This window comes from Metabacillus sp. SLBN-84 (assembly GCF_053629595.1).
Genome location: NZ_JBRJIP010000001.1, coordinates 1,063,709 through 1,088,343, shown reverse-complemented (window position 1 = coordinate 1,088,343; position 24,635 = coordinate 1,063,709). Strand labels below are relative to the sequence as shown.

The window sequence follows — 24,635 nt, the reverse complement described above, 5'->3', positions numbered from 1 at the left end:
TTATCTTGGAGTTTAGAACCATCAAAACGCAGGATTCTCTTTTTGATGGCACTTATCCCGAAGTTCAAAACCATCAAGATGCGTGTTTCCTTTTTTGATGGCACTTATCTCGGAGCTCAAAACCATCAATACGCGTGTTTCCTTTTTTGATGGCACTTATCTCGGAGCTCAGAACCATCAACACGCGTGTTTCCTTTTTTGATGGCACTTATCTCGTAGTTCAAAACCATCAAGATGCGTGTTGCCTTTTTTGATGGCACTTATCCCTAAGTTCAGAACCATCAATACGCAGAATTTCCTTGTTGATGGCACTTATCCCTAAGTTCAGAACCATCAAAATGCACAGTTCCTTTTCTGACGGAACCAAACCTGCAGCTGCTACCCAAAAACACCCTTCCCCTCACTAAAAAAACCGCTTCCAAACCCGGAAGCGGTCATTCATTATTCAGGACGCTGTTTTGATTTCACTTTCTGTCCCTGTTTTTCATATTTCTTCTTGGATTCTTTTACAGGATCAAATTCCTGGCCGAATTCAGTGTCCGTATTGTTGATGCCGTTTCTTGTTTTCTGTTCGGGGTTTTGCTGTTTTGAGCGTTTTTTCATACAGACTTCATCCTCCTAGTGATCAAGCAGAATCATTTCATTTTGCAGCTGCTGAAGCTGTATGCGCATTCTGTAAAGCTGTTCTTTTTGCTGATCGTTTGCGCTCAGAGACAATGCATTGCATTCATTTACTGCGTCTTCGAGCATTTGCTGCGCTTTAGAGTATTCCGTATCGTTGTAATGCTCCTGCTTTCTGCCTTCTGTATACTGGCTTTGGGCGAAATCATACGTATTTGAGCAATTATCGAGACATTCAGTAACAGATTGTCTTGTTGCCATGGCTGCAGACCTCCTATTGTAAAATGAAGCATTGTGCTCCATTACTCATATTGTTTGCCTAGTGCCTGTTCATTTTACTGAAAAACAATTGGTAAATCCGGCTGTGCATGTTTGTCATAAGAGTCTGCCCCGTGATAAAATGCTCTGATGGCTTGCTCGAGAAAATTTTTTCAAAGGGAGGTTTTTCCGCTGAAAGAGAAAAACCCTTTTCTATATGCAGCAGACGATAAAAGGTACCATACGTGGAATTACCACTTGCGCAATCATTTTGGACATAAGGTGTTTAAAGTGGCTCTGGACGGCGGTTTTGACTGTCCGAACAGAGACGGGACGGCAGCGTTTGGAGGGTGTACGTTCTGCAGTGCAGCAGGTTCTGGCGATTTTGCCGGAAACCGCAAAGAGGATCTTGTAACGCAATTTCACGAAATAAAAGATAAAATGCACGAAAAGTGGAAAGACGGAAAGTATATGGCTTATTTTCAGGCTTTTACAAATACGCATGCACCTGTTGAGGTTTTAAGGGAAAAGTTTGAATCCGTTCTTGCTCTTGAAGGGGTTGTGGGCTTGTCTATTGCGACCCGTTCTGACTGCCTGCCCGATGATGTGGTTGAATATCTGGCAGAATTAAATGAGCGCACGTATCTTTGGGTTGAGCTGGGGCTTCAGACCGTTCATGAACGCACGGCCCTGCTTATTAACCGGGCTCATGATTTCGCCTGCTACGCTGAAGGTGTTGAAAAGCTGCGCAAACATGGCATAAGAGTCTGTACACACATTATTAACGGCTTGCCGCTTGAAACGAATGACATGATGATGGAAACAGCCCGTGCGGCAGCAAACCTTGATGTTCAGGGAATTAAAATCCACCTTCTGCACTTGCTGAAAGGCACGCCGATGGTCAAGCAGTATGAAAAAGGAAAGCTTGAATTTCTTACAAAAGAGGATTATGTAGCATTAGTATGTGACCAGCTTGAAATACTTCCCCCGGAAATGATTGTGCACCGCATAACGGGAGACGGGCCGATTGACCTGATGATCGGGCCGATGTGGAGCGTTAACAAATGGGATGTGCTGAATTCAATCGATGCGGAATTAAAAAGAAGAGAGAGCTTCCAGGGGAAATTTTATAAGACAGAAAAGGCAGGACAATTATGATACTTGAACGGGTTCTTACTTTTGCTAAAACACTTTTATCCAAAGCAGCAGCAGAGGGCGACATCGCCATTGACGCTACAATCGGCAATGGGCATGATACGGTGTTCCTCGCAGAGCTTGTTGGAGAAGCAGGTCACGTGTACGGCTTTGACATACAGGAAGAAGCTGTCCGCGCCACTTCAGAACGGGTTTTACAGGCAGGATACACGGACAGGGTCACTCTTTTTAAGGAGAGTCACGAAAACCTGGCTGATTTTATTCCTGAAAAATGGCATGGAAAAGCGGCCGGAGCCATATTCAACCTCGGATATCTTCCAGGCGGCGACAAATCGATTGTGACAAGACCGGATTCCACCCTGAAGGCTGTGGAACAGCTTCTTTCCGTCCTAAAAAAAGGCGGCATCATGATTCTTGTCATTTACCATGGCCATGAAGAAGGAAAAGCAGAAAGAGATGCCGTTTTGGACTTTGTTCAAAAGCTTCCTCAAAAAGAAGCCCATGTCCTTAACTATCAGTTCATGAATCAGAAGAATGATGCTCCTTTTATCTTGGCGATTGAAAAAATGAAAGCATAAGTAATGCTTGCTAACAGAAAACGGGCCTTGAAACCAGTTGGGTTTCAGGCCCGTTTTTTTATTACGAACTTTTCGCAGACAGCTTCTGAAAAGCCCTGTACGCTCTGCCGTTCCAATAGAAAAATGATGATGTTTTTCCGCCAAGCTTGATCAGCTGCCTTGCAAGTCTCCCGAGATCTTTTCTGGCCGTTACTTTTTCATCTGAGAGATACACGCCAAGAAGTCCCCGGTGAATCAGCTTATGAAAGTTTTCATGGGGAATGCCGTTCAAATTGGTTTCTGCCTGAACAACGAAGTGCCGGAGACGCCCCATCATTTCCCGTTCGTCTGAGTAATAATTGCAGAAGTTCAGATCGCCGCCAATTCTGTCTTCTTCCTGGTCAATCAAGTAATCGAGAAGGATATGCAGTCCCTGCACATAGGGGAAGTAGCTGTTTCTGATGCGGGCAGCTTCGGACTTGCTGAAGTCTTTCCTGAAGGCATAGGAGACAAGGCAAAAGATGCCCAATGTAGAGCCTGCACACGCAGAAAATTCATACCACTGCATGTCGGGAAGCTCCTGCCTGTATGTTTCAAACCAAGTTTCAAGTCTCGGTATGCGCTCGTTCACTGTAACGTGCTTATGTACCTGCAGGTCGCAATAGTAGCGGGCGAGTTCAGTCAGATAATCCGCAATGAAAGGATAGTTTTCGAGCCCTGACAAAATTCTCTGGCACGTTTTCACCAGTTCATGCAAATACCCGCCATCATCCTGGTCAATCCTGTATGCATAGTAATTTTTCAGAGGGGCACCGACTGTCAGTGCGTCAGTCATGGATTCATGCAGCATGGCAAAATCTTCCGGATTAAGGGACGTGCTTCTGTCGCACAGATTATCAAGATAATCGCTGATCGTCTGATAGGCGACAATGAACTCCACGCAGTCGTGCCTGCAGTCTCCTGAAAGGAGTCCGTAGATGCCGCCTCCTTCACAATGGAAGGTTTTGGTGCTGATGCTTGCAAGCGCCTGGGTTCTAAGCTCAGTATTCGGGATCTGTTCCGCTTTCTCTTTCCACGTATTCAAATGTGCATGAACGGACGGAAAGATGTCTTTATAAATTTTTGCCATAAGCCATAGCGGGTGCTCGGGTATTGCCTTCAAGAAAATCACCTCTTTATGTTCATCGCTCTAAATGCGCGCTGACAAACGCCTCAGCGTACTTAAATACTTGATCTCTCTCTGGTTCGTTAAATATTTCATGATAAAAGCCGTCCCATTCCTTATATGCCTTTTCTCTGAGCGGAGCCCGGTTAAACCAGGTTCTGACTAGGGAATGATCAACCACCTTGTCATCTCCGCCCTGCATGACTAAAAGCGGCAGATCGGGAAATTGCTTCACTTTCGCATGGGCCTGTTCCATTGCCTTGATGAGTTCACGATACCACCTTATGGATACTTTTGTCACATAAAGCGTATCATTTTCATCCGCATCCCTGACTTCCTTATTTCTCGTTGCCAGGCTGACGGAAAGACCGGAATTCACTTTTAGAGATGGCGCAAGAATATTTAAAGGTTTTGAAATAAGCTCCATTGCTTTATTCGGCTTGAAAATAAGTCCAAGGCATGGAGATGAGAGGATTACACCGTTAATGTGCTGATGTTCTTCCTGCAGGGCCCTGATGACGATCAGCCCTCCCATGCTGTGTCCAAGCAGAAACAGCGGCAGGCCAAGCTTTCTCGCTTCTTTTACCCAAACGTTAAACTCTGCAATGTATTCATTGAATGATTTTATATGCCCTCTGTTTCTTGTCGAAGTCCCCTGCCCCGGCAAGTCGCCCATAATCACATGATATCCTGCACATTTCCACATCTGGACGAGCCACCTGTAACGTCCATGATGCTCTGCAGCTCCATGAACAATCACAATGACGCCTTTTGGATTCTCATCCTCACATTCCCATTTCCACATAAACTCATTTCACACCTTTCTAAAAGGTTTTTCGCGCCAGCTGCTGCATGTTCATTTAAACTGGTCGTTCTTTGGTATAATATGTTTGCCTAATTATATAACAAAAGGAGTTTGATCCGCATGATTTATCCCTTTAAAGACACATATCCGGATATAGCAGATTCTGCTTTTATTGCAGATACAGCAACCGTTTCAGGAGACGTAGTAATCGGCCGGGAATCAAGCATCTGGTTTGGAACCGTCATCAGAGGAGATGTGTCTCCTGTCAGAATCGGTGACAGAGTCAATGTTCAGGATCTCAGCTGTCTGCATCAAAGCCCGAACGCGCCGCTTGTATTGGAAGATGGCGTAACCGTTGGCCATTGTGTGATTCTGCACAGTTCCATCATCCGTAAAAATGCGTTAATCGGGATGGGATCAATTATCCTTGACGGAGCTGAAATTGGAGAAAGCGCCTTTATCGGTGCAGGAAGCCTCGTTCCGCAGGGCAAGAAGATTCCGCCAAATACCCTTGCATTCGGCAGGCCCGCTAAAGTCGTCAGAGAATTAACTGACGAGGACCGCCTGGATATGGAGCGCATCCGCCGGGAGTACGCTGAAAAAGGACAGCTCTATAAAGCGGTGCAGGAAAACCGGGAATAACCCATGCCGTTTTTACATATTAGTTAACACCTGCAAAAAAGGGTCTATTCGGCTGGGCTGATGACCGCGAAATGGCTCTTGACTGCTGTTCCGCGGTTTTTTTTATGGATAAAATGAATGTAAATTTCTTACTTAAAAATCTTTACATCCCATTATTATTCTCTAAATATTTCACCATTAAAATGGAGGTAAACAGTGTTGTAAAGGAGCATCGGATAGATGACTAAATTTATTGCAAACATGTACGATTTTGAATGCAGATTGTTCCGCAGTGTAAACCGTCATTTTGACCGGAAGTTCATGAATTGCTTTTTCCGCAATATCACCCATACCGGCGGAGCAACCTTTACCATCTCGCTGTGCCTAATTCTCCTTTTTATCACATCTGGCCAGCTGCGCCTTGCAGCGGCAGCAAGTGCAGCGGCATTATTGCTCAGTCACCTGCCCGTTGCCTATGTCAAAAAGCGCTACCCGAGAAAACGCCCTTATCTGGCGCTGCTTGAGACAAAGGTGCCGGCAAACCCGCTTGAGGATCATTCGTTTCCATCCGGCCATACAACAGCCATCTTTTCCGTCATCATACCTTTTTTATTCCTCTTTCCTCAAGCTGCCGTTATCCTGCTTCCTCTAGGGTTCAGTGTAGGAATTTCGAGGATGTATCTCGGACTTCACTACCCCTCGGATGTTCTTGCAGGATGCCTTCTTGGCACGACTGCCGGTATAACCTGCTTTCTTTTCATTCAGAAATACTTTGGAGGGGCATCCTTTTTCCAGCTTCCATTGTAACGTGAAAGAGAACATTGCTGCTGCAGCAGACTCATGGAGGGGTAAAGATGAAAATTGCGATATTCACAGACACATTTGCACCTGATGTAAATGGTGTTGCGAGAACGTTAAAGCGTCTTACCGATTATTTAGAAGAAAAGGGTCACGAATACAAAGTTTTTGCACCGGAGAGCACGAAGGAATCACTTTTTTCCAGCCATATTCACAGATTTGCAAGCTCCTCCTTTTTTCTGTATCCGGAATGCAGACTTGCATGGCCGAACATGCTGCAAGTAAAATCAGAACTCATGAAATTCAAACCCGACATCATCCATGTAGCCACTCCTTTTAACATTGGTCTATGCGGACTGCATTATGCCAAAAAATTAAATATTCCCCTAGTCGGTTCATACCATACAGATTTTGACCAGTATTTAGAATTTTACGATCTGCAGATTTTCTCGAAGCTATTATGGAAGTATATGCTCTGGTTTCACCGCCCCCTGCAGAAAGTTTTTGTGCCCTCGGAAGAAACGAAACAGCAGGTGCTGCATCAGGGATTTGACAATGTCCGCATCTGGTCGCGGGGCGTAGACTGTCAGCTTTTTCATCCCAACTACCTTCGCAGGGAGATCATTCAGGAATATCAGATAAAAGAAAAGTTTATTTTGACTTATGTAGGAAGGCTCGCCCCGGAAAAGGATGTGGAGACTTTTATGAAAATCTCCCATCAGCTCCCGCCTCAAATAAAAAACAAGGTTCACTTCCTTGTCGTCGGAGACGGGCCATCAAAAGAAGAAATGATGAACGGTGCACCTGACAATATGACTTTTGCAGGCTATGCAAGCGGCGAAAAGCTCGCTAAGATTTACTCGGGATCAGATCTATTTGTGTTCCCTTCACCAACCGAAACATTCGGAAACGTTGTGCTGGAAGCACTTGCTTCAGGAACACCGGTAATTGGAGCAAACTCAGGCGGAGTGAAGAACATCATCCAGCACGGAAAAACAGGCTATCTTTGCGAAACCGGCTCTGTTTCAAGTTTTACCGGTGCCATTGAAACACTTCTTACTAATGATGCTCTCCGTTATCAGATGGGCATGAGCTCCCGTGCATATGCATTGACACAGACGTGGGATTCTATTTTTGAAGGGCTTCTTCATGAGTACAATGACGTGCTTCATCAGCAGTCCTACATCCGGTACGCTTAATAAAAGGGAGACCGCCATCATGCGCTCTCCCTTTCTTCTGCTGCCATTTTCCATACTCTGCACGATTCTTTCTATATTCCGCTTATGCACCAATCAGGAATGGACAAGCTCAAGCGGCCTGAACGTGTAAACCTTTTCGATGAAGACCTGATGCCACAGAATAAACGTCAATACTGTCCAAATTTTCCTGCTGTAATCTCCTTCGCCCCTTCTGTGCTTTTCAAGCATCCCAAGAGCAAGAGTCTTATCCAGCAGGTAATCCGTCCCGCTCTCCATGAGGAGCAGCCTTGCCCACTCATACATTTCATCTTTAAGCCAATCCCTGATTGGGACTGGAAAACCAAGTTTCCGTCTGTGCAGGACATGGGGAGGAACCAAATCACGGACAGCTTTCCGAAGCAGATACTTGGTTTCACTATTTTTCACTTTCCATTCATGCGGAATCTGCGCAGCCGCCCGGAAAACTTCCTTATCCAGGAAGGGAACCCTCAATTCAAGAGAATGTGCCATTGTCATTTTATCCGCCTTCACAAGAATGTCCCCTTTCAGCCATGTCATAAGATCGATGTACTGCATCCTTGATATACTGTCAAGCTGGCGAACTTCTTCGAACAGGCATTTCGTAATTCCGGTTGGCTTTTCATCCTGTTCCATATTTTTCAGCATCATCTTTTTCTCTGATGCTGAAAAAATGTTTGCATTCCCTATGTACCTTTCCTCCAGGAGAGTTGTGCCTCTTTCGATAAAACTCTTTCCCTTCATTCCTTCAGGGAAGATGGCTGACAGCTGTTTGAGCGCTTTCTTGAAGAAATCTGGCATATAGGTAAACACAGATAAATCTCCAGGTTCTTTGTAAATGTTATATCCTGCAAAAAGTTCATCTGCGCCCTCACCCGAGAGAACAACGGTTACCTGCTTTCTGGCTTCTCTTGCAACAAAATAGAGCGGAATAGAAGCAGGATCTGCAACCGGATCATCCATATGCCAGATAATTTTCGGAAGCTCTCTCATAAATTCCTCATGGTCCACATAATAGGATACGTTCTCTACTCCAATGGCAGCGGCCGTTTCTTTTGCCACGTCGATTTCACTGTAGCCGGACTGCCTGAAGCCGACAGAAAATGTTTTCAGCCCGGGATGATACTTGCTTGCGATGGAGGCAATAATACTGGAATCTACCCCTCCCGACAAAAAAGAACCAACCGGAACATCACTTCTCATATGAAGCTTCACAGAGTCGATGAGCGCCTCCTGAATGTTCCTGATCATTTTTTTCTCATCAGCCTGCCGTTTTGGTTCAAGCATCGGCTTCCAGTAGCGTTCAATCTGAAGGGGCTGTCCAATATGCTTTGAAAAGACAGATCCTGGCGGAACTTTTTGAATATGTTTCTGTATGGTGCGGGGATCCGGAACATACTGAAAGGATAGATAATGCTGCAATGAATGGCCATCAATCACAGGATCTGAACAATATTCTTTTATACTTTTCATCTCTGAAGCAAAAAGGACCGTATGTCCGTCTTCAATATAGTAGAGCGGTTTAATTCCAAAATGGTCTCTTGCTCCAAAGAGGTGCCTGTCTAATCTGTCCCAAATTAAAAAGGAAAACATCCCCCTCAAATAATCGACGACTTCCGCTCCGTACAAGTGATACAGCGCGACAATCACTTCTGTATCTGTTTCCGTTTTTAATGAAGCGCCTTTTGAAAGCAAGTGTTTTCTAAGCTCCACATAATTATAAATCTCTCCATTAAACACAATGTGATAGCGGCCGTTTTGATAAGACATGGGCTGATGACCACCGTTGACGTCAATGATGCTGAGTCTTCTGAATGCAAGAATCACGTGATCATCCTCAAACATCCCGCCGTCATCCGGACCCCTGTGCCGTATCATCCTGCCCGCATTTTTTATAAGCTCCATGTATTCCGTTTTCTTTGATTGACTGTAATCAACAACACCTGCAAAACCGCACATTTTTTTCCCTCCAGCTTTTTGACTGCCTGTGAAACGACAGAAACTGCCGGAAAGTTGCATATTTTTACATAAAAAAAAAGATTATGGCCTAATGTTTCTAAAAATGAGCTCAAAAAAAGATGAAACCCGCCTAAAGGCAAGTTTCATCTTTTGAAATCTTATCGGTTTAACGCTTGCTCTTTAAGAGCCTCTGCTTTGTCCGTTCTTTCCCATGGAAGGTCAAGATCGTTGCGGCCGAAGTGACCGTAAGCAGCCGTTTGTTTGTAAATTGGACGGCGAAGGTTCAGCATATTGATGATGCCTGCTGGACGAAGGTCGAAGTTCTCGCGCACAACGTCTACCAGCACATCTTCTTTCACTTTACCTGTTTCAAATGTGTCAATTGCAATAGAAACCGGCTGTGCAACACCAATTGCGTATGCAAGCTGAACTTCACACTTGTCAGCAAGACCTGCAGCTACAATGTTTTTAGCAACGTAGCGCGCTGCATATGCTGCTGAGCGGTCAACTTTTGTAGGATCCTTGCCTGAGAATGCGCCGCCTCCGTGGCGTGCGTAGCCTCCGTAAGTGTCAACGATGATCTTACGGCCAGTCAGACCGGCATCCCCTTGAGGTCCGCCGATAACAAAGCGTCCAGTCGGGTTGATGAAATATTTTGTATCTTCGTCGATTAATTCCTTCGGAACAACCGGATTAATAACATGCTCTTTTACATTGCGCTGAATTTGCTCAAGTGAGATTTCAGGGTGATGCTGAGTTGAAATAACAATTGTGTCAATGCGCACAGGCTTGTCATTTTCATCGTATTCAACCGTTACCTGAGTTTTTCCATCCGGACGAAGGTAAGGAAGAATGTCTTCTTTACGCACTTCAGTCAGGCGGCGGGAAAGCTTGTGAGCCAGTGAAATTGGAAGAGGCATAAGCTCTTTTGTTTCATTGTTCGCATATCCGAACATAAGACCCTGGTCACCTGCACCAATTGCATCGATTTGCTCGTCAGTCATTTTTCCTTCGCGGGCTTCAAGCGCCTGGTCAACACCCATGGCGATATCAGCTGACTGCTCGTCGATGGAAGTAAGTACTGCACAAGTTTCAGCATCGAAACCGTATTTTGCACGAGTGTAGCCAATTTCCTTAACTGTTTCACGGACAATTTTAGGAATGTCTACATAAGTAGAAGTTGTGATTTCACCGGCAACAAGCACAAGACCTGTTGTTACAGATGTTTCGCACGCTACACGGGCATTTGCATCTTTTTCAAGAATTGCATCGAGAATCGAATCAGAGATCTGGTCGCAGATTTTATCAGGATGACCTTCAGTTACTGACTCTGAAGTAAACAGACGACGTTGTTTAGTCATTAAAGTTTTCCTCCTCAAAAGGTAGATGATACGGAACTCATTCCCTTTCATATTTTGACCATTCGGCAAAATATTTCAGTTGGCATGTTTTAGGAGAATCCACGAGTACATTCAGGCAAAATATCATTGAAAAATAAAAAATCCTTTCCCGCGAGGAAAGGTTATTTACTGAATTCGCAGCCTTTCGCTCTTATCGATCAAGGGCTTTCGCCTTGCATCAGGTTAGCACCTTTGCTTTTCAAATTCACTCAGGGCATTCTGATCTGAAATGAATTTTTCCGGTAAAGCAGGTTGCTGGGTTTCACAGGGCCTGTCCCTCCACCAGCTCGGGATAAGAGAATCCGTTCAAGGTCATATGATAGCGCACTTTTTATACAGGTGTCAACAAAAAATGACAAGGTTTTTATGTTCCTTTTTTTTACTCTTCTTTCTTCTGTTCCACAAAAAGGTGGGGACGAAACACTTCTATTATATATGTCTCATTTTCGAGGAAAACAGAGCGGTATTTGTTCCATTTCGTGAATTTTCACGTAGAATAAGTTAAATAGTATAGACTATTTATTTTAATGTGTTATACTAATTAACAAGAGCAGGATGAAACTATAGATAAAATTCCGAAATATAGGTAAAGGATGGGTATGGGATGAATTCAATCGAAATCACAAACGAGCTTGAAGTGTTACTTAATGGGGAAAATGCATTTCATAACTTATCGGTTCCAGTTCTTGTTGAAAAGGTTCTGGAGCGAAAAGAAGGCGTTTTGACATCAACGGGAGCCGTACGTGCAACTACAGGCACATATACAGGCCGCTCACCTAAGGATAAATTCATTGTAAACGAAAAATCCACAGAAGACAAAATTGAATGGGGTTCTGTGAATCAGCCTTTCTCAGAAGCAGCATTTGAAAAGCTATACTTAAAAGTCCTATCATACTTAAAAGACCGCAATGAGCTCTTTGTTTTCAAAGGATTCGCCGGCGCCGATACGAAATACCGGCTTCCGATTCAGGTTGTAAACGAGTTTGCATGGCATAATTTATTTGCCCAGCAGCTTTTTATCCAGCCTGGAAGTCCAGATGAGCTGGTTCAGCATACAAATCCATTTACAATCGTTTCTGCACCGAATTTCAAAGCAGACCCTGCTGTTGATGGAACAAATTCCGAAACATTCATTATTGTCTCTTTTGAAAAGAGAACGATTTTAATCGGCGGTACGGAATATGCCGGCGAAATGAAGAAATCCATTTTTTCTGTTATGAACTACCTTCTGCCTGAGAGCGGCATTCTGCCGATGCACTGCTCGGCTAACGTCGGCCAGGAAGGTGATGTCGCCCTGTTCTTCGGACTTTCAGGAACAGGAAAGACAACGCTTTCTGCAGATCCGAAACGCAAATTGATCGGCGATGACGAGCACGGCTGGTCAAATGCGGGTGTTTTTAATATCGAAGGAGGCTGTTATGCCAAGTGCATCAACCTCACAAGAGAAAAAGAACCGCAAATCTTTGATGCGATCCGATTTGGATCTGTTTTGGAAAATGTGGTCCTAGATGACGATACAAGAGCGGCAGATTATGATGATACATTCTTCACTGAAAATACAAGAGCAGCTTATCCGCTTGAAGCAATGGACAATATTGTGATGCCGAGCATTGCCGGACATCCTCATACAATCGTCTTTTTGACAGCTGATGCATTCGGAGTTCTGCCTCCAATCAGCAAACTGACGAAAGAACAGGCTATGTACCATTTCCTTAGCGGCTATACAAGCAAGCTTGCCGGAACAGAGCGCGGCATTACATCACCGCAGGCTACGTTCTCAACATGCTTCGGCTCACCATTCCTTCCGCTTCCGGCAACAGTCTATGCCGAAATGCTCGGACGCAAAATCGATGAGCACGGTGCCAATGTGTTCCTTGTAAACACGGGATGGACCGGCGGAGAGTACGGTACAGGTCAGCGTATGAAGCTTAAGTATACGCGTGCAATGGTTCAGTCTGCACTTGAAGGTGAGCTTGACAGCGTTGAGACAGTAACCGATGCAAACTTCGGCCTGCAAATTCCAATTCATGTACCGGGAGTGCCTGATGAAGTGCTCCAGCCGGTGAAGACATGGGACAGCACGGAAGCCTACAACGCAAAGGCGCAGGAGCTTGCGGAACAATTCAAACAAAACTTCAAAAAGTTCAAGAACGTTTCAGCTGAGATTGAAGCGCTTGGCGGACCTACAGTCTAAGAACAAAAGCGCAAGCGCCTTGGTCAGATCCGATAGGCAGATAAGAATCCGTCAAAAAAGTCCGGTTTTGACTTTTTTGACGGATTTGTTCTGACAGAGGATCTAGGCGCTTCCGCTTGCCGATGATAACTTTGTTATGTTATCCACAGCCTTTTATTCTTTATAATTTCCTGGTTAACAATAAAAAATCTGTGCCCTCTACTGCGGCACAGATTTTTTGTGTTTCTTCTCCTTCATTTCCATATATTAATAAAATAAAATTCTCGTTTTTTATACAAATTTCAGTCCGCCTGTGCTAAAGTAGTTTCTATAACTCATGTACAAATGTATCTTTCAGGAGGACACATCAATGAAAATCAAGCTTGGATTATTGCCGAAAATTGTACTGGCCATCGCATTAGGTGTCATGATCGGAAGCATTTCTCCCGAATGGCTGGTAAAAGGCTTTGCTACTTTTAACGGGATTTTCGGCAACTTTATTAATTTTGCCATTCCATTTATTATTATTGGCTTTATCGCTCCAGGTATCGGACAGCTCGGAAAAGGCGCAGGAAAGCTGCTTGGTATGACAACAGGCTTTGCCTACCTCTCCACCATTATTGCAGGTTTACTCGCTTTTGCGGCAGCATCCTTTATCCTGCCGTCCTTTATCTCAGAAAATAAACTCGTCCAAACAGACAACCCTGAAGAGTTCCTTCAGAAACCATTTTTTGAAATCGGCATGCCGCCTGTGATGGAAGTAATGAGCGCCCTACTTTTCGCGTTTATCATCGGAATCGGCCTTGCATCGATTAAAGGAAACACACTGCAGCATGCATTTGAAGACTTCCAGAAAATCGTGGAAAAATTAATCAAAAAGGCCATCATTCCGCTTCTTCCGTTTCACATATTCGGAATCTTTGCCAACATGACATTCGGCGGACAGGTTCAGTCCATTCTGTCTGTTTTTGCAAAAGTCTTTATCCTGATTATTGCTTTGCATCTCACAATGCTTCTGCTGCAATACAGCACGAGCGGATTGCTGACGAAAAACAATCCTTTCAAACTTTTAAAAATCATGTCGCCAGCTTATTTCACAGCGCTTGGAACACAGTCATCGGCAGCGACTATTCCAGTCACGCTTGGTCAAGTGAAGAAAACAGGCGTTCAGGCTAAAGTAGCCGATTTCAGCGTGCCGCTGCTTGCAACGGTTCACCTTTCAGGAAGCACCATTACACTTGTCTGCTGTGCGATGGGCGTTATGATGATGAACGGCACAGACCCGACTGTTGAAATGATGATTCCGTTTATCCTAATGCTCGGCATCACAATGGTTGCAGCACCGGGTGTACCCGGCGGAGCGGTCATGGCAGCAATCGGCCTGCTGAAAACGATGCTCGGCTTTGATCCGACAATGGTATCACTCATGATTGCGCTGTATCTTGCTCAGGACAGCCTTGGAACAGCAACAAATGTAACTGGTGACGGTGCACTTACGATGCTTGTAAACAAGTTCAGCACAAAGAAAGAACAAAAAATGAACGAATCGAAAATAGCTGTTTAAAAGAAAAACGTTTGGCCGCAGGTGCAGCCAAACGTTTTTTCTTTTTCCCCGCCGTATGATAGTATTGTATAAAAAAGGCAGTTAAGGAGGTGATCACTTTGGCAGACTTATTCCATTTGCCGGATACTGCAGCAACTCATGCAAAGCCCAGTATTAATAAGGCGATCCTTTGCATGGGGCAAATCACGAGTAAGGCAATTCGTGCCTAACATTCCGCATCGCCATTAATGCCAGGCTTTGCCCTTATTTCTCAATTAAAAATAAGGAGCTGGCAGAAATGAAATATGTTAACGCAAATGAGGTTCTTCCTGACAGACTGATTACTGAAATTCAGCAGTATATTCAGGGAGAGTCTATCTATATACCAAGGCCTGAATCGAGCCGCCAAAAATGGGGAAGCTGTTCCGGCAGCAGAAAATGGATAGATGAAAGAAATGACAGCATCCGTACATCCTTCCGCAGCGGGAGCACCATCCAGGAGCTTGCACAGGAATATTTCCTTTCCACTGAAACTATAAAAAAAATTGTCTATAAACGAAAAGCAGCAGCGGATGATCAATAAGATCATCCCTCTTTTTATGCCGAGTTTCCTTCTATTTGTTCCATCCATTTAAAAACGGACGAATCGTGCATATAATAAAAGAAAGCCGGTTCAGCCGGCTGCTTAGAAGCGGAGTGAATCAAAAAATGGAACCTTTTATCAGAAGCGACCAGTACAACCACATAAAGGCACAGGCACAGATTCTTGTGAACGGGCACAGCTCGGCTAATGACCGCCATGTCTTAGACGCACTAAAATCACTTGCGGCAGAAAGGTCTATAGCTGTTTTCAAAGAACTTTCTTCTGAACAGAGAGACCTTATTTCTCCTGTTTCAGATGTGCAAGACACGCTGGACATTGATGCATATCTGGCCAAACTGCGTCCATACACCATTCCTTTCAGGCCGTTAACGGAGCAGTCTGTCAAAAAACTTTTCCCGAAAGCAAAAAAATTAAAGCTTCCCTCTTTTGCACAAGAGCTGGAACTAAACGAAGTATCCTATATCGGCTGGCACGACAAAGGAACGGGAAAATACTTTATGATAGCGGAAGCCGGAGAAAAATGGACCGGACTCAGCGGCACCTTCAGCAGCAGTTACCAGAAAGGCATCTGTGCAATCTGCAGCAAATTCGCCGAGACAGGACTTTTCACAGTAGAGCTGAAAGGGTCAGAGCAGGGAACGTACGTTAAAAAAGGAAACTATATTTGCAAAGATGCCAAAACATGCAACGAGAATCTGACTTCAGTGGACAAACTGCATGACTTTCTTGATTGGATGAAAACCATATAAAGGAGGGATTCCATGGAGCTTAATCAGGCGTTCAGAAACAGACTGGGTTTATCCGCCGGCAGCACCATTTCATTTGAACAGCTTGATGACCTGCTTGAGCGGACGGCCTCAGCTTTTCCTTTTGAAAATTTTCGTGTGCTCACCGGACAGACAAAGCCCGTCACTAAAGAAAACCTGACGGAAAAAATGCTGGCTTTGAATGAAGGCGGGCTCTGCTATGAGCTGAACCCCCTCCTCTATCATTTTCTGCTGGAAAACCATTTGAACGTAAAGTTGGTCAGGGGAATGGTCTATGACCACCATAACAACTGCTTCAGCCGGACAGGAAGAACACATACCGCCATCCTTCTTGACCACGACAGCAGGTACTATCTGATTGATACCGGGTTTGGAGGAAATCTTCCGTTGAAACCTGTTCCTCTGAACGGAGAGGTCATCAGCTCCCGCAATGGGGAGTTCCGCGCGGCTGAGGTTTCGGGGTTTTCAGGAGAATATCTGCTTGAGATGAAGCTTTCAGGCAGGGATACAGATTGGAAAAAAGGATATGTATTTGACTCAAGAGAAATGAAGGAGTCAGAATTAGATGAAATACAGGATGTTATCTCTCATTCTGAATTCTCCCCTTTTAACAAAAAGCCTTTGGCCGTAAAAATAACAGACAGCGGCACGGTCACACTGACCGACACCTCACTCACCCGTACGATCAACGGACGGGCTGAAAAGACAGCGATACAGCAAGAAGAGTTTGCTCAATTGGCGAAAACCCTTTTTCAGCTAAATGATAAAAGCTGCTGATGTGCTCAGCAGCTTTTTGTATGCAGACGTCATTTCAGACGCTTTAATTTGTCGACTTCAGCGCGATCAGCTGATACGTCAGGATGGTTTTTGAATCAGCTAGTTCAAGTTTTTTGATCAGAGCCTGTCCGCTGACATCGCCGTCTTTTGTTTTTCTGACCTCAACAGGTATTTCTAGCGGATAAATGCGATAACCCTCTTTTTCAAGCGAAAAAAGATTCTCTTCCAGCCTGCTCTCTCTTCCTTTGGTCACGATCATTGTGTTCAGCTCTAAAGGCATACCCATCCTCATCACTCCTCTTCATATATAGCCTTATTTTATCATAATCGTTCCCGGTTTTACTGCTTTTTCATCCATGCTGTAAGGTCCCTCACGACTTTTCTGTTTACAGCCGGGGGAAAATAGTGCGTATACTCCTCAAAGTACATCGTTTCTGCTTTTATTCCGAGTTCCAAAAGCCTGTTCTCCAATAAATGAGCATGCTGAACGGACACATTCTGATCATGCATCCCGTGGATGATCAAGATTGGCGCATGCCAGTCTTCAAGGTCATAAAGAGGGGTTCTCCAGTGATACCGTTCCGGATATTTGGACGGAGTCCCTCCTATCACCCGCTTCATCATTCTCCTCATGTCTTCTCTTTCTTCGTAGGTCAGCGTCATATCCGAAACACCGCCCCATGTCACAACCGATTTCACATCCCGGTCAAGCAGTCCTGCAAACAGCGCCATGACGCCTCCTCTGGAAAAACCGAACACGTGAATCCGACCGTGGATAACCTTCGAATGATTTTTTAGAAGCGTTAAAGCATGCAGGGCATCATATCTGTCTTCTCCTGCAAAATCCTCATTCCCTTCTCCTCCCTGATTTCCCCGGTAGAAAGGGGCCATGACGACAAACCCTTCAGAGGCAAACTGCACGATCCGTCCGGGTCTGACTTTGCCGACATTCTTAATGCCGCCGCGCAAATACAGAAAACCGTCAAATACTCCCTCCTGCACAGGTTCTGCGAGCAGTCCCTTCACCTTCAGGCCTTCAGACAGATAGGTGACGATTTCCAGTCTGACAGCAGGATTGGGAGACGGCATTACCTGGCGTTCAATAATCGATCCGTTTTCCATCTTCCCTTCACCTCACAAAACGATAATAGGCATTCACACATTTTCGCTGCATTCATACACTATTTCAGGCGTTACATTACTGAAAACTTATTTTACCTATTTTTAATGGTGTCTGTCACCAAGGAGGATTATGTATGAAAAAAAAGCTGATTGGCTTTTGTCTGCTTGCTCTGCTCGTCTTTACAATGAGCGCGTGCAATCAAAGCAAGCCGGAAAAAATCAGACTCGCTGAAGTCACCCATTCCATTTTCTATGCTCCTCTTTATGCAGCGATGTCTGAAGGATTTTTTGAAGAAGAAGGTCTTGATGTAGAACTGACGACAACGTGGGGCGGTGACAAGACGATGACGGCCCTGCTCTCTGATGGTGCTGATATCGCACTTGTCGGCTCTGAAACATCCATTTATGTTTCTGCCCAGGGCTCAAAGGATCCTGTGATCAACTTTGCACAGCTCACGCAGACAGACGGAACCTTCCTTGTATCACGCGAGAAAATAGACAATTTCAGCTGGGATCAGCTGAAAGACACAACGTTCCTGGGCCAGCGCAAAGGCGGCATGCCGCAGATGGTTGGCGAATTTGTCCTGAAACAGCAGGGAATTGATCCGAAGGCGGATTTGGAACTGATTCAGAATATCGATTTTGCTAATATACCTAGTGCGTTCGCATCAGGCACAGGCGACTTCGTCCAGCTCTTTGAACCGACAGCCAGTATTTTTGAAAAAGAGGGTACCGGACATATTGTGGCATCGTTCGGCGAGGAATCCGGCAAAGTCCCATATACGACCTTTATGGCAAAACAAAGCTTCCTGAAAGACGATAAAGAAGCGGCTGAAAAATTCACAAAAGCGATTTATAAAGCGCAGCAATGGGTGGAAGAAAGTAGTGCGGAAACAATCGCAAAGTCCATTGCCCCTCAATTTAAAGATACAGATCTCGACCTGATCACGACTGTGGTTGAACGCTATAAAGCTCAAGGATCATTTGCCACAGACCCGATCCTTGATGAAGCAGAATGGACGAATCTTCAGGACATCATGGAAGAAGCCGGCGAACTTCCTGCGCGGATTGATCACGCCGAGCTTGTTAATACAAAGTTTGCTGAAGATGCCGCAAAGTAAGGAGGTTTCAGCATGTCTTTCTTAACGGTCCAGCATATCCATCACATCTACTTCACTAAAGAATCCGCAACTCTTGCATTAGAGAACATAGACCTTGAAATTGAAGAAGGAGAATTCATTTCTTTCCTTGGCCCGAGCGGCTGCGGCAAAACCACGCTGCTGTCCATCATAGCAGGACTGATTTCTCCGACAAAAGGAAAGGTGCTGATGGAAGGAAAACCTATTAACCGGTTCTCCTCATCCATCGGCTATATGCTTCAGCAGGATTATCTTTTTCCCTGGAAGACCATCGAAGAGAATATTCTTCTAGGATTGAAAATTGGAGGAAAGCTGACACCGGAGGCAAGGATTAAAGGGCTTGACCTACTTGCTGAAATGGGCCTCGAAAACGTGGAGAAGAGCTATCCGCGTCAGCTTTCAGGCGGGATGAGACAGAGGGCGGCACTTGTCAGAACGCTTACCACCGATCCGAAGCTTCTGATGCTCGACGAACCATTCTCGGCTCTTGATTATCAGACGAAACTTAAATTGGAAGACCTTGTCTGGAGCACACTGAAAGATTACGGGAAAACGGCACTGCTTGTAACACATGATATCGGGGAAGCCATCGCCATGAGCGACCGCATCTTTCTTCTCTCGTCAAAGCCCGGGAGAGTGGCCAAAACGTTTGACATCCCGGAAGAACTAAAGAAGCTGGAGCCATTTCAGGCAAGGCAGCACCCTTCCTTCAATGATCTCTTTCAGCACATATGGAAGGAGCTGGACCTTCTCGATGAAAAAGGATGAACTGCAGCAGCTGCATCTCTCGTATTTAAAAGGGCTAAAAAAAGAGAAGAACTGGATAAGGTTCTACCAGCTTCTAATATTCGTTTCTTTCTTTTCATTATGGGAGCTTGCGGGAAAGAGAGAATGGATTGATCCTCTTCTCTTCAGCTACCCCTCGAAGATCTGGAGCTTGTTTTTGGAAAAAACAGCAGATGGCTCTCTTGCTGCGAACTTGAGCGTCACTTTGTTTGAAACCGTGCTCGGCTTTATCCTCGGCACACTTGCGGGCACCATTCTTGCCGCCATTCTCTGGTGGTCAAAACGATTGTCGAATATCCTTGATCCCTACCTTGTCATCTTGAACGCCATGCCTAAAGTAGCACTTGGCCCCATCCTGATCGTGGCACTCGGTCCCGGCTATTTTTCCATCATTGCAATGGGGGCCATCATCTCCATCATTATCACAACCATCGTTGTCTACACGGCATTCAAGGAAATTGATGCCAACTACCTGAAGGTCCTGCAGACATTCGGCGCAAAAAAATGGCAGATGTTCAAAGAAGCCGTTCTTCCCTCTTCCTTCCCAACCATTATTTCGACGTTAAAAGTCAACGTCGGCTTATCCTGGGTAGGCGTCATCGTCGGAGAATTTCTCGTATCCGCAAAAGGACTGGGCTACATGATCATTTACGGCTTTCAGGTCTTTAACTTTACCCTCGTTCTCCTATCTCTCATCATCATCGCGTGCTTTGCCACGATTATGTATCAGGCGGTGGAGCTGCTTGAGAGAAGGCTTGTGAAAGACAGAGAATAAATGCAGCTGCGCGGGCAGCTGTATTTTTTTGTACAGCTTTTCATTTTCACTTTCTCGTGCCCTATATTTTGTGCCGGCTGATTTACAGGGTACCATTTTCGCTTATTGGTACCCTCTATTTTGCGCCAGCCGATCTATGAGATACTATTTTCGCTTTTTAGTACCCTCTATTTTGCGCCAGCTGATTTATAGGGCACCATTTTACCTTTTTAGTGCCCCCTATTCTGCGCCGGCTGATTTATAGTGCGCCATTTTCGCTTTTTGGCACCCTCTATTTTGCAGCAGCCGAATTATAGGGCACTATTTTCGCTTTCTAATACCCCCTATTCCACGCCAGCCGATTTATAGGGCACCATCCTCGCTTTGCCACCTCCCGCCCCACTCATGAATCCTATATTCTTTCTAGTCTATTTGGCATTTGCATGAGTTTTTGGAAAATGATAGAATTTAACAGAAAGTTCTGATTACTCTCTGCTCATTTGCCGGTTACTAGTTTGCGAGAAACAATTAGGAGGGGTTCTTATGGAAAAATCTGTTCGATTAATCCCGTACCAAGTTGAAGACCAGCTCGTAGATATTCAGCAGATTCCGGAAGGCGTAAATCTGATTCAGGCCCCGTCGATTTGGAGTAAGGGGTTTAAGGGAAAGGACGTAGTCGTTGCAGTGATTGATACCGGATGCGACGCCCAGCATCCTGATCTTGAGGGCAGAGTGATCGGCGGCCGCAATTTTACCGATGATGACAATGGCGATCCAGAAAACTTCACTGACTACAACGGACACGGAACTCATGTTGCCGGAACAATTGCAGCAGTTAACCCTGATTCGGGCGTTGTCGGCGTTGCACCTGAAGCTAAATTGCTTATTCTCAAAGCTCTGGGCGGCGAGGAAGGATCAGGCGCCTATGAATGGATTATCAGCGCAATCGATTATGCCATTTCAGAAAAAGCAGACATCATCTCCATGTCTCTTGGAGGACCATCTGATGTGCCTGAGCTTCATGAAATGGTTCAAAAAGCCGTTCAAAATCAAATCCTGGTAGTCTGTGCAGCAGGCAATGAAGGAGACGGCAACAGCAAAACGTCCGAATTCTCCTATCCCGGCTGCTATAATGAAGTCATCTCAGTAGGAGCTGTTAGCCTGCAGAGAAAGTCATCCTACTTTACAAATTCCAACAATGAAATAGATGCCGTTGCACCCGGTGAAAAAATTGTCTCGACAGTCCCCGGCGGCAAATACGCAATTTTCAGCGGCACTTCCATGGCGGCACCTCATGTGTCGGGAGCTCTGGCACTGCTGAAGCCTCTCTCTGAAAGCGAGTTTGAACGAAAAATGTCAGAGCCGGAAATTTACGCCCAGCTCATGAAGCGGACCATCCCGCTTGGGTTCCCAAAAAGCCTGGAAGGCAACGGCCTCATTTATCTGAGCGCACCGGACCTTCTTGCTGATTATCTAAAAAAAGAAAATCTTGCAATCGGCGTATAAAGATAAAACAAAAGGCTTCCTCCAAAGGGGGAAGTCTTATTTGTCATTTATTCCCTTGTAAGGCACTCCATGCATTTTCGCAGCCGCATAAAAATTCGAATGATTGCTGTTGAACCGTTTGTCTCTTAAAAATACAAGTTCATTTCCATCCTTAAAAAACAGCTTCACTTGCCAATTGACAGCTTGATCTTCCGAATCTTCCGTAATAATTTCCTTTACGTCAGACCATTTGTAGCTTGTTTCTGCAAACGTCCATGCATCGCTGAATTTTATCTCGTCATAGGTAACGACTTTATAATGGTCCGTTCCAAGACCAAGTCCGATCAGTCCGAGTACAGCAAGAGGCAGCGCCGCTTTCCAGAGCTTCTTTTGGTTCAGGTACATCAAAAAACAGGCAAGGGCCAGCACCGCAATTGAGATGCCGTACATATAAAGCACAAGTCTCGGTGTTTGGATAATGGCTGTATTCGGAGTATGAAAAAGAACATTATGCACCGTCTGCGGAACGATTAATATAACAAAAAAGCTTGAAACGGCAAGCAGCAAAGCAACGGCAATCCATATGTATCTTGGTTCACTGTGGGTCATTGTAGTCCTCCTTTCCGTAGCACACTCTCTTTATATTACTATATTTTCCAAGAGCGAAAGGGTTTTTTTACAAAAAAAATCCCGGCTTCCTCTGAACCGGGATTTTACATAAAGCGCTCTAATACTCGTTCCATGCTTTTCAGCAGGACGTCATCTTTCATAATAAAACTGAATCTGCGGTTTCTTCCGATGTCCGTCGGCAGTGTTTCAAAAAGAATGGGGCCTTCTGTTTCAAGGTAGTCAGCCTGCGGGATGATCTCGTCGATTTCTGCATAATAAATGTTTTTAATGATTGTTTTTTCTTTTCCAAGCACTTTGTATTGCCCGACATAATGCAGCTTAGAAACACTTGCTCCCGTTTCTTCTTTTACCTCTCTTAGAGCGGCATCTGAGGGGTTTTCACCCTTTTCAACTTTTCCTCCGGGAAATTCATAGCCGCGGTCCCTGTGTATGGTGAGCAGCCAGCGGTTTCCATACCGGCAGATCACCCAGACGTGTTTCGGTTTTTCTGAAAATGGATGTTCTTCAAACGATAAATGCACTTCATTGTGATAATAATCTTTAAATCGAAACATTTCCAATCCCTCAATTTCTATGTGTCCATAAAAATCTTATCACAATGAATGAAATTGTATAAGACCTATTGTTGTTCTTCAATCTTTTTTAATATCCCCTGAGAATTGATATGTTCCTTTGCCTCTTCGTCTCCGAGTTCATAAATCATTTCAAAAATCTTTATGTTGGTCTGGTCAATTGCATCGTTCTGCCTGTCATAATGATATTCAAGGTATGGCACATGCGCCCTGAAAAACCCCTGCCAGTCAGAAGAATACACCTGGTCAAAATATTCTCTGAGCGACGTAATTTCTTCCTCTGTCGCTTCTATTTTATAGTCCCACGGCGCTTGTGTGCTGAGTCTTGATATTTCTCCGTTTGCCACCGTTACATAATACGTTTGTTTTGTATCAGGCATTTGTTAAAGCCACCCCTTTACTTGTCCATTTTTTATTTTTTTCCCAACAGCGGACAATTTATTCGGGGCTACCTTTTAAGCAGCTGTTCAATAAACTCAAGAATCCGTATAAGAAACTGCGGTACAGGAAGCTTGACGTAATGGGCATTGCGAAGGATTCTGAGAGCTTCAAACACGATATAGAAGCAGATCGTGCCGTCCCGGAGAAGATAGCTTGTGTTAAGAATGAGATCAATGAGGTTGGCGACAGCAACGACTGCTATGATAATCACTTTTGCCCCAAATCGGGAGGCTGCGTTCTTCAGAAGGTTTCCATTGCTGTTCATGACATCTGCAAGCAGAAAGGTGATCAGTTCCAAGGCCATCAGTGCAAGCAGGATCAGAAAAATTTCATGCAGTTCTCCGATAATAAATGTCAAAACCGAAAAGTAGACAGAAGTCAGCATAAGCAGGCCCATTTCTGGACGAGACATCTTCTATGCCATCCTTTCATGAAAAATAAAATCCCTATATCTTATGCTTATTTCATCTACTTGTTCTAGCATCTATCCTATCAGAAGAAAAATGGACTGCACGAAAAAAGACTGCCATTCGGCAGCCTTATTTTCCTAAGAATGATTTAAGCATCCAATTATGCTTTTCAAGGCTTTGATGGATAGCCAGCAGCATATCGCCTGTCGTTTCATCGCCTACTTCATCGGCAAGCTCCATGCCTTCTTTCAGCTCTTCGGCCACTTTTGTGAAATCATCGAAAGTGGATTGAACCATCTGCTCTGCGGTCTCCTTGCCTTCTGCTTCGCTGATGGTGGACAGCTCCAGACATTCTCTGAGCGTTGCAACCGGCGCTCCCTCAAGTGCAAGCAGACGCTCTGCAAGTTCGTCGATGTGGATGTGTGCTTCATTGTAGAGCTCTTCAAATTTTTCATGAAGGGTGAAGAAGTTCTGGCCCTTTACATACCAGTGATAGTTATGTAATTTTTCATAAAGCACAGTCCAGTTTGCCACTTGTTTGTTGACGGTTTGAATTAGTTTTTCAGACATATGAATCTCCTCCTTAAATCTATTCTTACGTTACCCACAATCACAAAAAATAAAACAAAAAAGACATGAAAATCTGATACAATGTGGACATACAGGGGGGACCAGCATGTATGTAATTTTTGCGATCTGCATTCTCATTATTCTAATCGTTCTTCTTCTGAGTGTACTCACAACATCTAAAGCATATAAATATGAGCACACGATTGATCCTCTTCAAAAAGAGGAAAAACCACAAGAAAAAGAACATATTACTAACGATAAAGACGCCTGACACACAAAGGCGTCTTTTTGTGTATTTAGGACTAT

The 24,635-nt window shown here is 44.7% G+C and carries 28 protein-coding genes and 1 riboswitch; of the genes, 15 read left to right on the top strand and 13 right to left on the bottom strand.

The genetic code is table 11. The features are described from left to right. Positions 1–441: 441 nt before the first annotated feature. Positions 442–603 carry a hypothetical protein gene (locus RKD52_RS05355; RefSeq protein ID WP_029278881.1) on the bottom strand — a complete coding sequence of 54 codons (162 nt, stop codon included), beginning with the start codon at positions 601–603 and terminating at the stop codon, positions 442–444. Positions 604–618: 15 nt separating this feature from the next. Then, positions 619–882, bottom strand: coding sequence for a YtzC family protein (locus RKD52_RS05350; protein WP_029278879.1), 264 nt, complete (start codon positions 880–882; stop codon positions 619–621). Positions 883–1,071: 189 nt separating this feature from the next. On the opposite strand from RKD52_RS05350, the gene RKD52_RS05345 reads away from it, so the two are divergent. Then, positions 1,072–2,037: a TIGR01212 family radical SAM protein gene (locus tag RKD52_RS05345; RefSeq protein ID WP_454101149.1), complete on the top strand. Its 966-nt coding sequence runs from the start codon at positions 1,072–1,074 to the stop codon at positions 2,035–2,037. Further along, entirely contained in the window at positions 2,034–2,612 is a 579-nt protein-coding gene (locus RKD52_RS05340) for a class I SAM-dependent methyltransferase (RefSeq protein WP_454098944.1), read from the top strand. Before RKD52_RS05345 ends, RKD52_RS05340 begins: the two co-directional genes overlap by 4 nt. 61 nt (positions 2,613–2,673) lie before the next feature. Here RKD52_RS05340 and RKD52_RS05335 read toward each other — a convergent pair whose 3' ends face one another. Together RKD52_RS05335 and RKD52_RS05330 are read right to left on the bottom strand one after the other, a co-directional pair. Then, complete coding sequence (locus tag RKD52_RS05335; protein WP_454101148.1) at positions 2,674–3,720, bottom strand: tetraprenyl-beta-curcumene synthase family protein; 1,047 nt, start codon at positions 3,718–3,720, stop codon at positions 2,674–2,676. A gap of 52 nt (positions 3,721–3,772) precedes the next feature. Continuing rightward, positions 3,773–4,561 carry an alpha/beta hydrolase gene (locus RKD52_RS05330; protein WP_369734553.1) on the bottom strand — a complete coding sequence of 263 codons (789 nt, stop codon included), beginning with the start codon at positions 4,559–4,561 and terminating at the stop codon, positions 3,773–3,775. 120 nt (positions 4,562–4,681) lie between these two features. Between RKD52_RS05330 and RKD52_RS05325 the strand changes: the two genes are divergently transcribed. From RKD52_RS05325 to RKD52_RS05315, 3 genes are all read left to right on the top strand, one after another. Beyond that, the gene (locus RKD52_RS05325; RefSeq protein WP_454098943.1) at positions 4,682–5,203 is read left to right on the top strand and encodes a gamma carbonic anhydrase; all 522 of its coding nucleotides are present in this window, start codon (positions 4,682–4,684) and stop codon (positions 5,201–5,203) included. A gap of 219 nt (positions 5,204–5,422) precedes the next feature. Beyond that, on the top strand, positions 5,423–5,989 hold the full coding sequence (locus RKD52_RS05320; protein ID WP_454098942.1) for a phosphatase PAP2 family protein: 567 nt from the start codon (positions 5,423–5,425) through the stop codon (positions 5,987–5,989). A 47-nt stretch (positions 5,990–6,036) separates the two neighbouring features. After that, a complete protein-coding gene (locus tag RKD52_RS05315; RefSeq protein ID WP_454098941.1) occupies positions 6,037–7,179 on the top strand; it encodes a glycosyltransferase family 4 protein in 1,143 nt (380 codons plus the stop codon). A gap of 93 nt (positions 7,180–7,272) precedes the next feature. Here RKD52_RS05315 and asnB read toward each other — a convergent pair whose 3' ends face one another. After that, complete coding sequence (asnB, locus tag RKD52_RS05310) at positions 7,273–9,156, bottom strand: asparagine synthase (glutamine-hydrolyzing) (protein ID WP_454098940.1); 1,884 nt, start codon at positions 9,154–9,156, stop codon at positions 7,273–7,275. A 158-nt stretch (positions 9,157–9,314) separates the two neighbouring features. Continuing rightward, the gene (metK, locus tag RKD52_RS05305; protein WP_454098939.1) at positions 9,315–10,517 is read right to left on the bottom strand and encodes a methionine adenosyltransferase; all 1,203 of its coding nucleotides are present in this window, start codon (positions 10,515–10,517) and stop codon (positions 9,315–9,317) included. A 187-nt stretch (positions 10,518–10,704) separates the two neighbouring features. Beyond that, positions 10,705–10,855, bottom strand: a riboswitch (SAM riboswitch). 305 nt (positions 10,856–11,160) lie between these two features. On the opposite strand from metK, the gene pckA reads away from it, so the two are divergent. From pckA to RKD52_RS05280, 5 genes are all read left to right on the top strand, one after another. Further along, positions 11,161–12,750, top strand: coding sequence for a phosphoenolpyruvate carboxykinase (ATP) (pckA, locus tag RKD52_RS05300; RefSeq protein ID WP_369734547.1), 1,590 nt, complete (start codon positions 11,161–11,163; stop codon positions 12,748–12,750). 355 nt (positions 12,751–13,105) lie between these two features. Next, positions 13,106–14,293: a dicarboxylate/amino acid:cation symporter gene (locus tag RKD52_RS05295; protein ID WP_454101147.1), complete on the top strand. Its 1,188-nt coding sequence runs from the start codon at positions 13,106–13,108 to the stop codon at positions 14,291–14,293. 277 nt (positions 14,294–14,570) lie between these two features. Then, entirely contained in the window at positions 14,571–14,855 is a 285-nt protein-coding gene (locus RKD52_RS05290; protein WP_369734546.1) for a CD3324 family protein, read from the top strand. A 125-nt stretch (positions 14,856–14,980) separates the two neighbouring features. Beyond that, the gene (locus RKD52_RS05285) at positions 14,981–15,625 is read left to right on the top strand and encodes a FusB/FusC family EF-G-binding protein (RefSeq protein ID WP_454098938.1); all 645 of its coding nucleotides are present in this window, start codon (positions 14,981–14,983) and stop codon (positions 15,623–15,625) included. 12 nt (positions 15,626–15,637) lie between these two features. Further along, entirely contained in the window at positions 15,638–16,420 is a 783-nt protein-coding gene (locus RKD52_RS05280; RefSeq protein WP_454098937.1) for an arylamine N-acetyltransferase family protein, read from the top strand. A gap of 43 nt (positions 16,421–16,463) precedes the next feature. Here the strand turns inward: RKD52_RS05280 and RKD52_RS05275 are convergent, their stop codons facing one another. Both RKD52_RS05275 and RKD52_RS05270 read right to left on the bottom strand, forming a co-directional pair. Continuing rightward, positions 16,464–16,706 (bottom strand): DUF2584 domain-containing protein, encoded by a 243-nt coding sequence (locus tag RKD52_RS05275; RefSeq protein WP_029278853.1) that lies wholly within the window; start codon positions 16,704–16,706, stop codon positions 16,464–16,466. Between the two features lie 53 nt (positions 16,707–16,759). Next, entirely contained in the window at positions 16,760–17,542 is a 783-nt protein-coding gene (locus tag RKD52_RS05270; RefSeq protein WP_454098936.1) for an alpha/beta hydrolase family protein, read from the bottom strand. Positions 17,543–17,676: 134 nt separating this feature from the next. On the opposite strand from RKD52_RS05270, the gene RKD52_RS05265 reads away from it, so the two are divergent. The 4 genes from RKD52_RS05265 to RKD52_RS05250 all read left to right on the top strand — a co-directional run bounded on the left by RKD52_RS05265 (position 17,677) and on the right by RKD52_RS05250 (position 21,727). After that, complete coding sequence (locus RKD52_RS05265) at positions 17,677–18,663, top strand: ABC transporter substrate-binding protein (RefSeq protein ID WP_454098935.1); 987 nt, start codon at positions 17,677–17,679, stop codon at positions 18,661–18,663. A gap of 12 nt (positions 18,664–18,675) precedes the next feature. After that, positions 18,676–19,449: an ABC transporter ATP-binding protein gene (locus tag RKD52_RS05260; RefSeq protein ID WP_454098934.1), complete on the top strand. Its 774-nt coding sequence runs from the start codon at positions 18,676–18,678 to the stop codon at positions 19,447–19,449. Next, positions 19,436–20,242, top strand: a complete 807-nt coding sequence (locus RKD52_RS05255) for an ABC transporter permease (protein WP_454098933.1) — start codon at positions 19,436–19,438, stop codon at positions 20,240–20,242. The genes RKD52_RS05260 and RKD52_RS05255 overlap by 14 nt, the downstream gene beginning before the upstream one ends. Before the next feature lie 522 nt (positions 20,243–20,764). Further along, positions 20,765–21,727 carry a S8 family peptidase gene (locus tag RKD52_RS05250; RefSeq protein ID WP_454098932.1) on the top strand — a complete coding sequence of 321 codons (963 nt, stop codon included), beginning with the start codon at positions 20,765–20,767 and terminating at the stop codon, positions 21,725–21,727. 36 nt (positions 21,728–21,763) lie between these two features. On the opposite strand, the gene RKD52_RS05245 is transcribed toward RKD52_RS05250, so the two are convergent. The 5 genes from RKD52_RS05245 to RKD52_RS05225 all read right to left on the bottom strand — a co-directional run bounded on the left by RKD52_RS05245 (position 21,764) and on the right by RKD52_RS05225 (position 24,329). Continuing rightward, entirely contained in the window at positions 21,764–22,315 is a 552-nt protein-coding gene (locus RKD52_RS05245) for a hypothetical protein (RefSeq protein ID WP_454098931.1), read from the bottom strand. A gap of 104 nt (positions 22,316–22,419) precedes the next feature. Continuing rightward, positions 22,420–22,890: an RNA deprotection pyrophosphohydrolase gene (ytkD, locus tag RKD52_RS05240; RefSeq protein ID WP_454098930.1), complete on the bottom strand. Its 471-nt coding sequence runs from the start codon at positions 22,888–22,890 to the stop codon at positions 22,420–22,422. A gap of 65 nt (positions 22,891–22,955) precedes the next feature. Then, complete coding sequence (locus RKD52_RS05235; RefSeq protein WP_454098929.1) at positions 22,956–23,288, bottom strand: hydrolase; 333 nt, start codon at positions 23,286–23,288, stop codon at positions 22,956–22,958. A 68-nt stretch (positions 23,289–23,356) separates the two neighbouring features. Then, positions 23,357–23,761, bottom strand: coding sequence for a phage holin family protein (locus RKD52_RS05230; protein ID WP_454098928.1), 405 nt, complete (start codon positions 23,759–23,761; stop codon positions 23,357–23,359). A 127-nt stretch (positions 23,762–23,888) separates the two neighbouring features. Beyond that, positions 23,889–24,329: a Dps family protein gene (locus RKD52_RS05225; RefSeq protein ID WP_454098927.1), complete on the bottom strand. Its 441-nt coding sequence runs from the start codon at positions 24,327–24,329 to the stop codon at positions 23,889–23,891. 106 nt (positions 24,330–24,435) lie between these two features. Here RKD52_RS05225 and ytzI point away from each other — a divergent pair, with 106 nt between their 5' ends. Beyond that, the gene (gene ytzI / locus RKD52_RS05220; protein WP_454098926.1) at positions 24,436–24,600 is read left to right on the top strand and encodes a YtzI protein; all 165 of its coding nucleotides are present in this window, start codon (positions 24,436–24,438) and stop codon (positions 24,598–24,600) included. The last annotated feature ends 35 nt before the right edge of the window (positions 24,601–24,635 follow it).

Coding starts and splice junctions, on each gene's coding strand:
- RKD52_RS05355 (WP_029278881.1), bottom strand. CDS start 603: ATGAAAAAACGCTCAAAACAGCAAAACCCCGAACAGAAAACAAGAAAC.
- RKD52_RS05280 (WP_454098937.1), top strand. CDS start 15,638: ATGGAGCTTAATCAGGCGTTCAGAAACAGACTGGGTTTATCCGCCGGC.
- RKD52_RS05340 (WP_454098944.1), top strand. CDS start 2,034: ATGATACTTGAACGGGTTCTTACTTTTGCTAAAACACTTTTATCCAAA.
- RKD52_RS05255 (WP_454098933.1), top strand. CDS start 19,436: ATGAAAAAGGATGAACTGCAGCAGCTGCATCTCTCGTATTTAAAAGGG.
- RKD52_RS05250 (WP_454098932.1), top strand. CDS start 20,765: ATGGAAAAATCTGTTCGATTAATCCCGTACCAAGTTGAAGACCAGCTC.
- RKD52_RS05225 (WP_454098927.1), bottom strand. CDS start 24,329: ATGTCTGAAAAACTAATTCAAACCGTCAACAAACAAGTGGCAAACTGG.
- asnB (WP_454098940.1), bottom strand. CDS start 9,156: ATGTGCGGTTTTGCAGGTGTTGTTGATTACAGTCAATCAAAGAAAACG.
- RKD52_RS05245 (WP_454098931.1), bottom strand. CDS start 22,315: ATGACCCACAGTGAACCAAGATACATATGGATTGCCGTTGCTTTGCTG.
- RKD52_RS05350 (WP_029278879.1), bottom strand. CDS start 882: ATGGCAACAAGACAATCTGTTACTGAATGTCTCGATAATTGCTCAAAT.
- RKD52_RS05335 (WP_454101148.1), bottom strand. CDS start 3,720: ATGGCAAAAATTTATAAAGACATCTTTCCGTCCGTTCATGCACATTTG.
- RKD52_RS05275 (WP_029278853.1), bottom strand. CDS start 16,706: ATGGGTATGCCTTTAGAGCTGAACACAATGATCGTGACCAAAGGAAGA.
- RKD52_RS05290 (WP_369734546.1), top strand. CDS start 14,571: ATGAAATATGTTAACGCAAATGAGGTTCTTCCTGACAGACTGATTACT.
- RKD52_RS05325 (WP_454098943.1), top strand. CDS start 4,682: ATGATTTATCCCTTTAAAGACACATATCCGGATATAGCAGATTCTGCT.
- pckA (WP_369734547.1), top strand. CDS start 11,161: ATGAATTCAATCGAAATCACAAACGAGCTTGAAGTGTTACTTAATGGG.
- RKD52_RS05315 (WP_454098941.1), top strand. CDS start 6,037: ATGAAAATTGCGATATTCACAGACACATTTGCACCTGATGTAAATGGT.
- metK (WP_454098939.1), bottom strand. CDS start 10,517: ATGACTAAACAACGTCGTCTGTTTACTTCAGAGTCAGTAACTGAAGGT.
- RKD52_RS05265 (WP_454098935.1), top strand. CDS start 17,677: ATGAAAAAAAAGCTGATTGGCTTTTGTCTGCTTGCTCTGCTCGTCTTT.
- RKD52_RS05285 (WP_454098938.1), top strand. CDS start 14,981: ATGGAACCTTTTATCAGAAGCGACCAGTACAACCACATAAAGGCACAG.
- ytzI (WP_454098926.1), top strand. CDS start 24,436: ATGTATGTAATTTTTGCGATCTGCATTCTCATTATTCTAATCGTTCTT.
- RKD52_RS05270 (WP_454098936.1), bottom strand. CDS start 17,542: ATGGAAAACGGATCGATTATTGAACGCCAGGTAATGCCGTCTCCCAAT.
- RKD52_RS05235 (WP_454098929.1), bottom strand. CDS start 23,288: ATGCCTGATACAAAACAAACGTATTATGTAACGGTGGCAAACGGAGAA.
- RKD52_RS05230 (WP_454098928.1), bottom strand. CDS start 23,761: ATGTCTCGTCCAGAAATGGGCCTGCTTATGCTGACTTCTGTCTACTTT.
- RKD52_RS05320 (WP_454098942.1), top strand. CDS start 5,423: ATGACTAAATTTATTGCAAACATGTACGATTTTGAATGCAGATTGTTC.
- ytkD (WP_454098930.1), bottom strand. CDS start 22,890: ATGTTTCGATTTAAAGATTATTATCACAATGAAGTGCATTTATCGTTT.
- RKD52_RS05330 (WP_369734553.1), bottom strand. CDS start 4,561: ATGTGGAAATGGGAATGTGAGGATGAGAATCCAAAAGGCGTCATTGTG.
- RKD52_RS05260 (WP_454098934.1), top strand. CDS start 18,676: ATGTCTTTCTTAACGGTCCAGCATATCCATCACATCTACTTCACTAAA.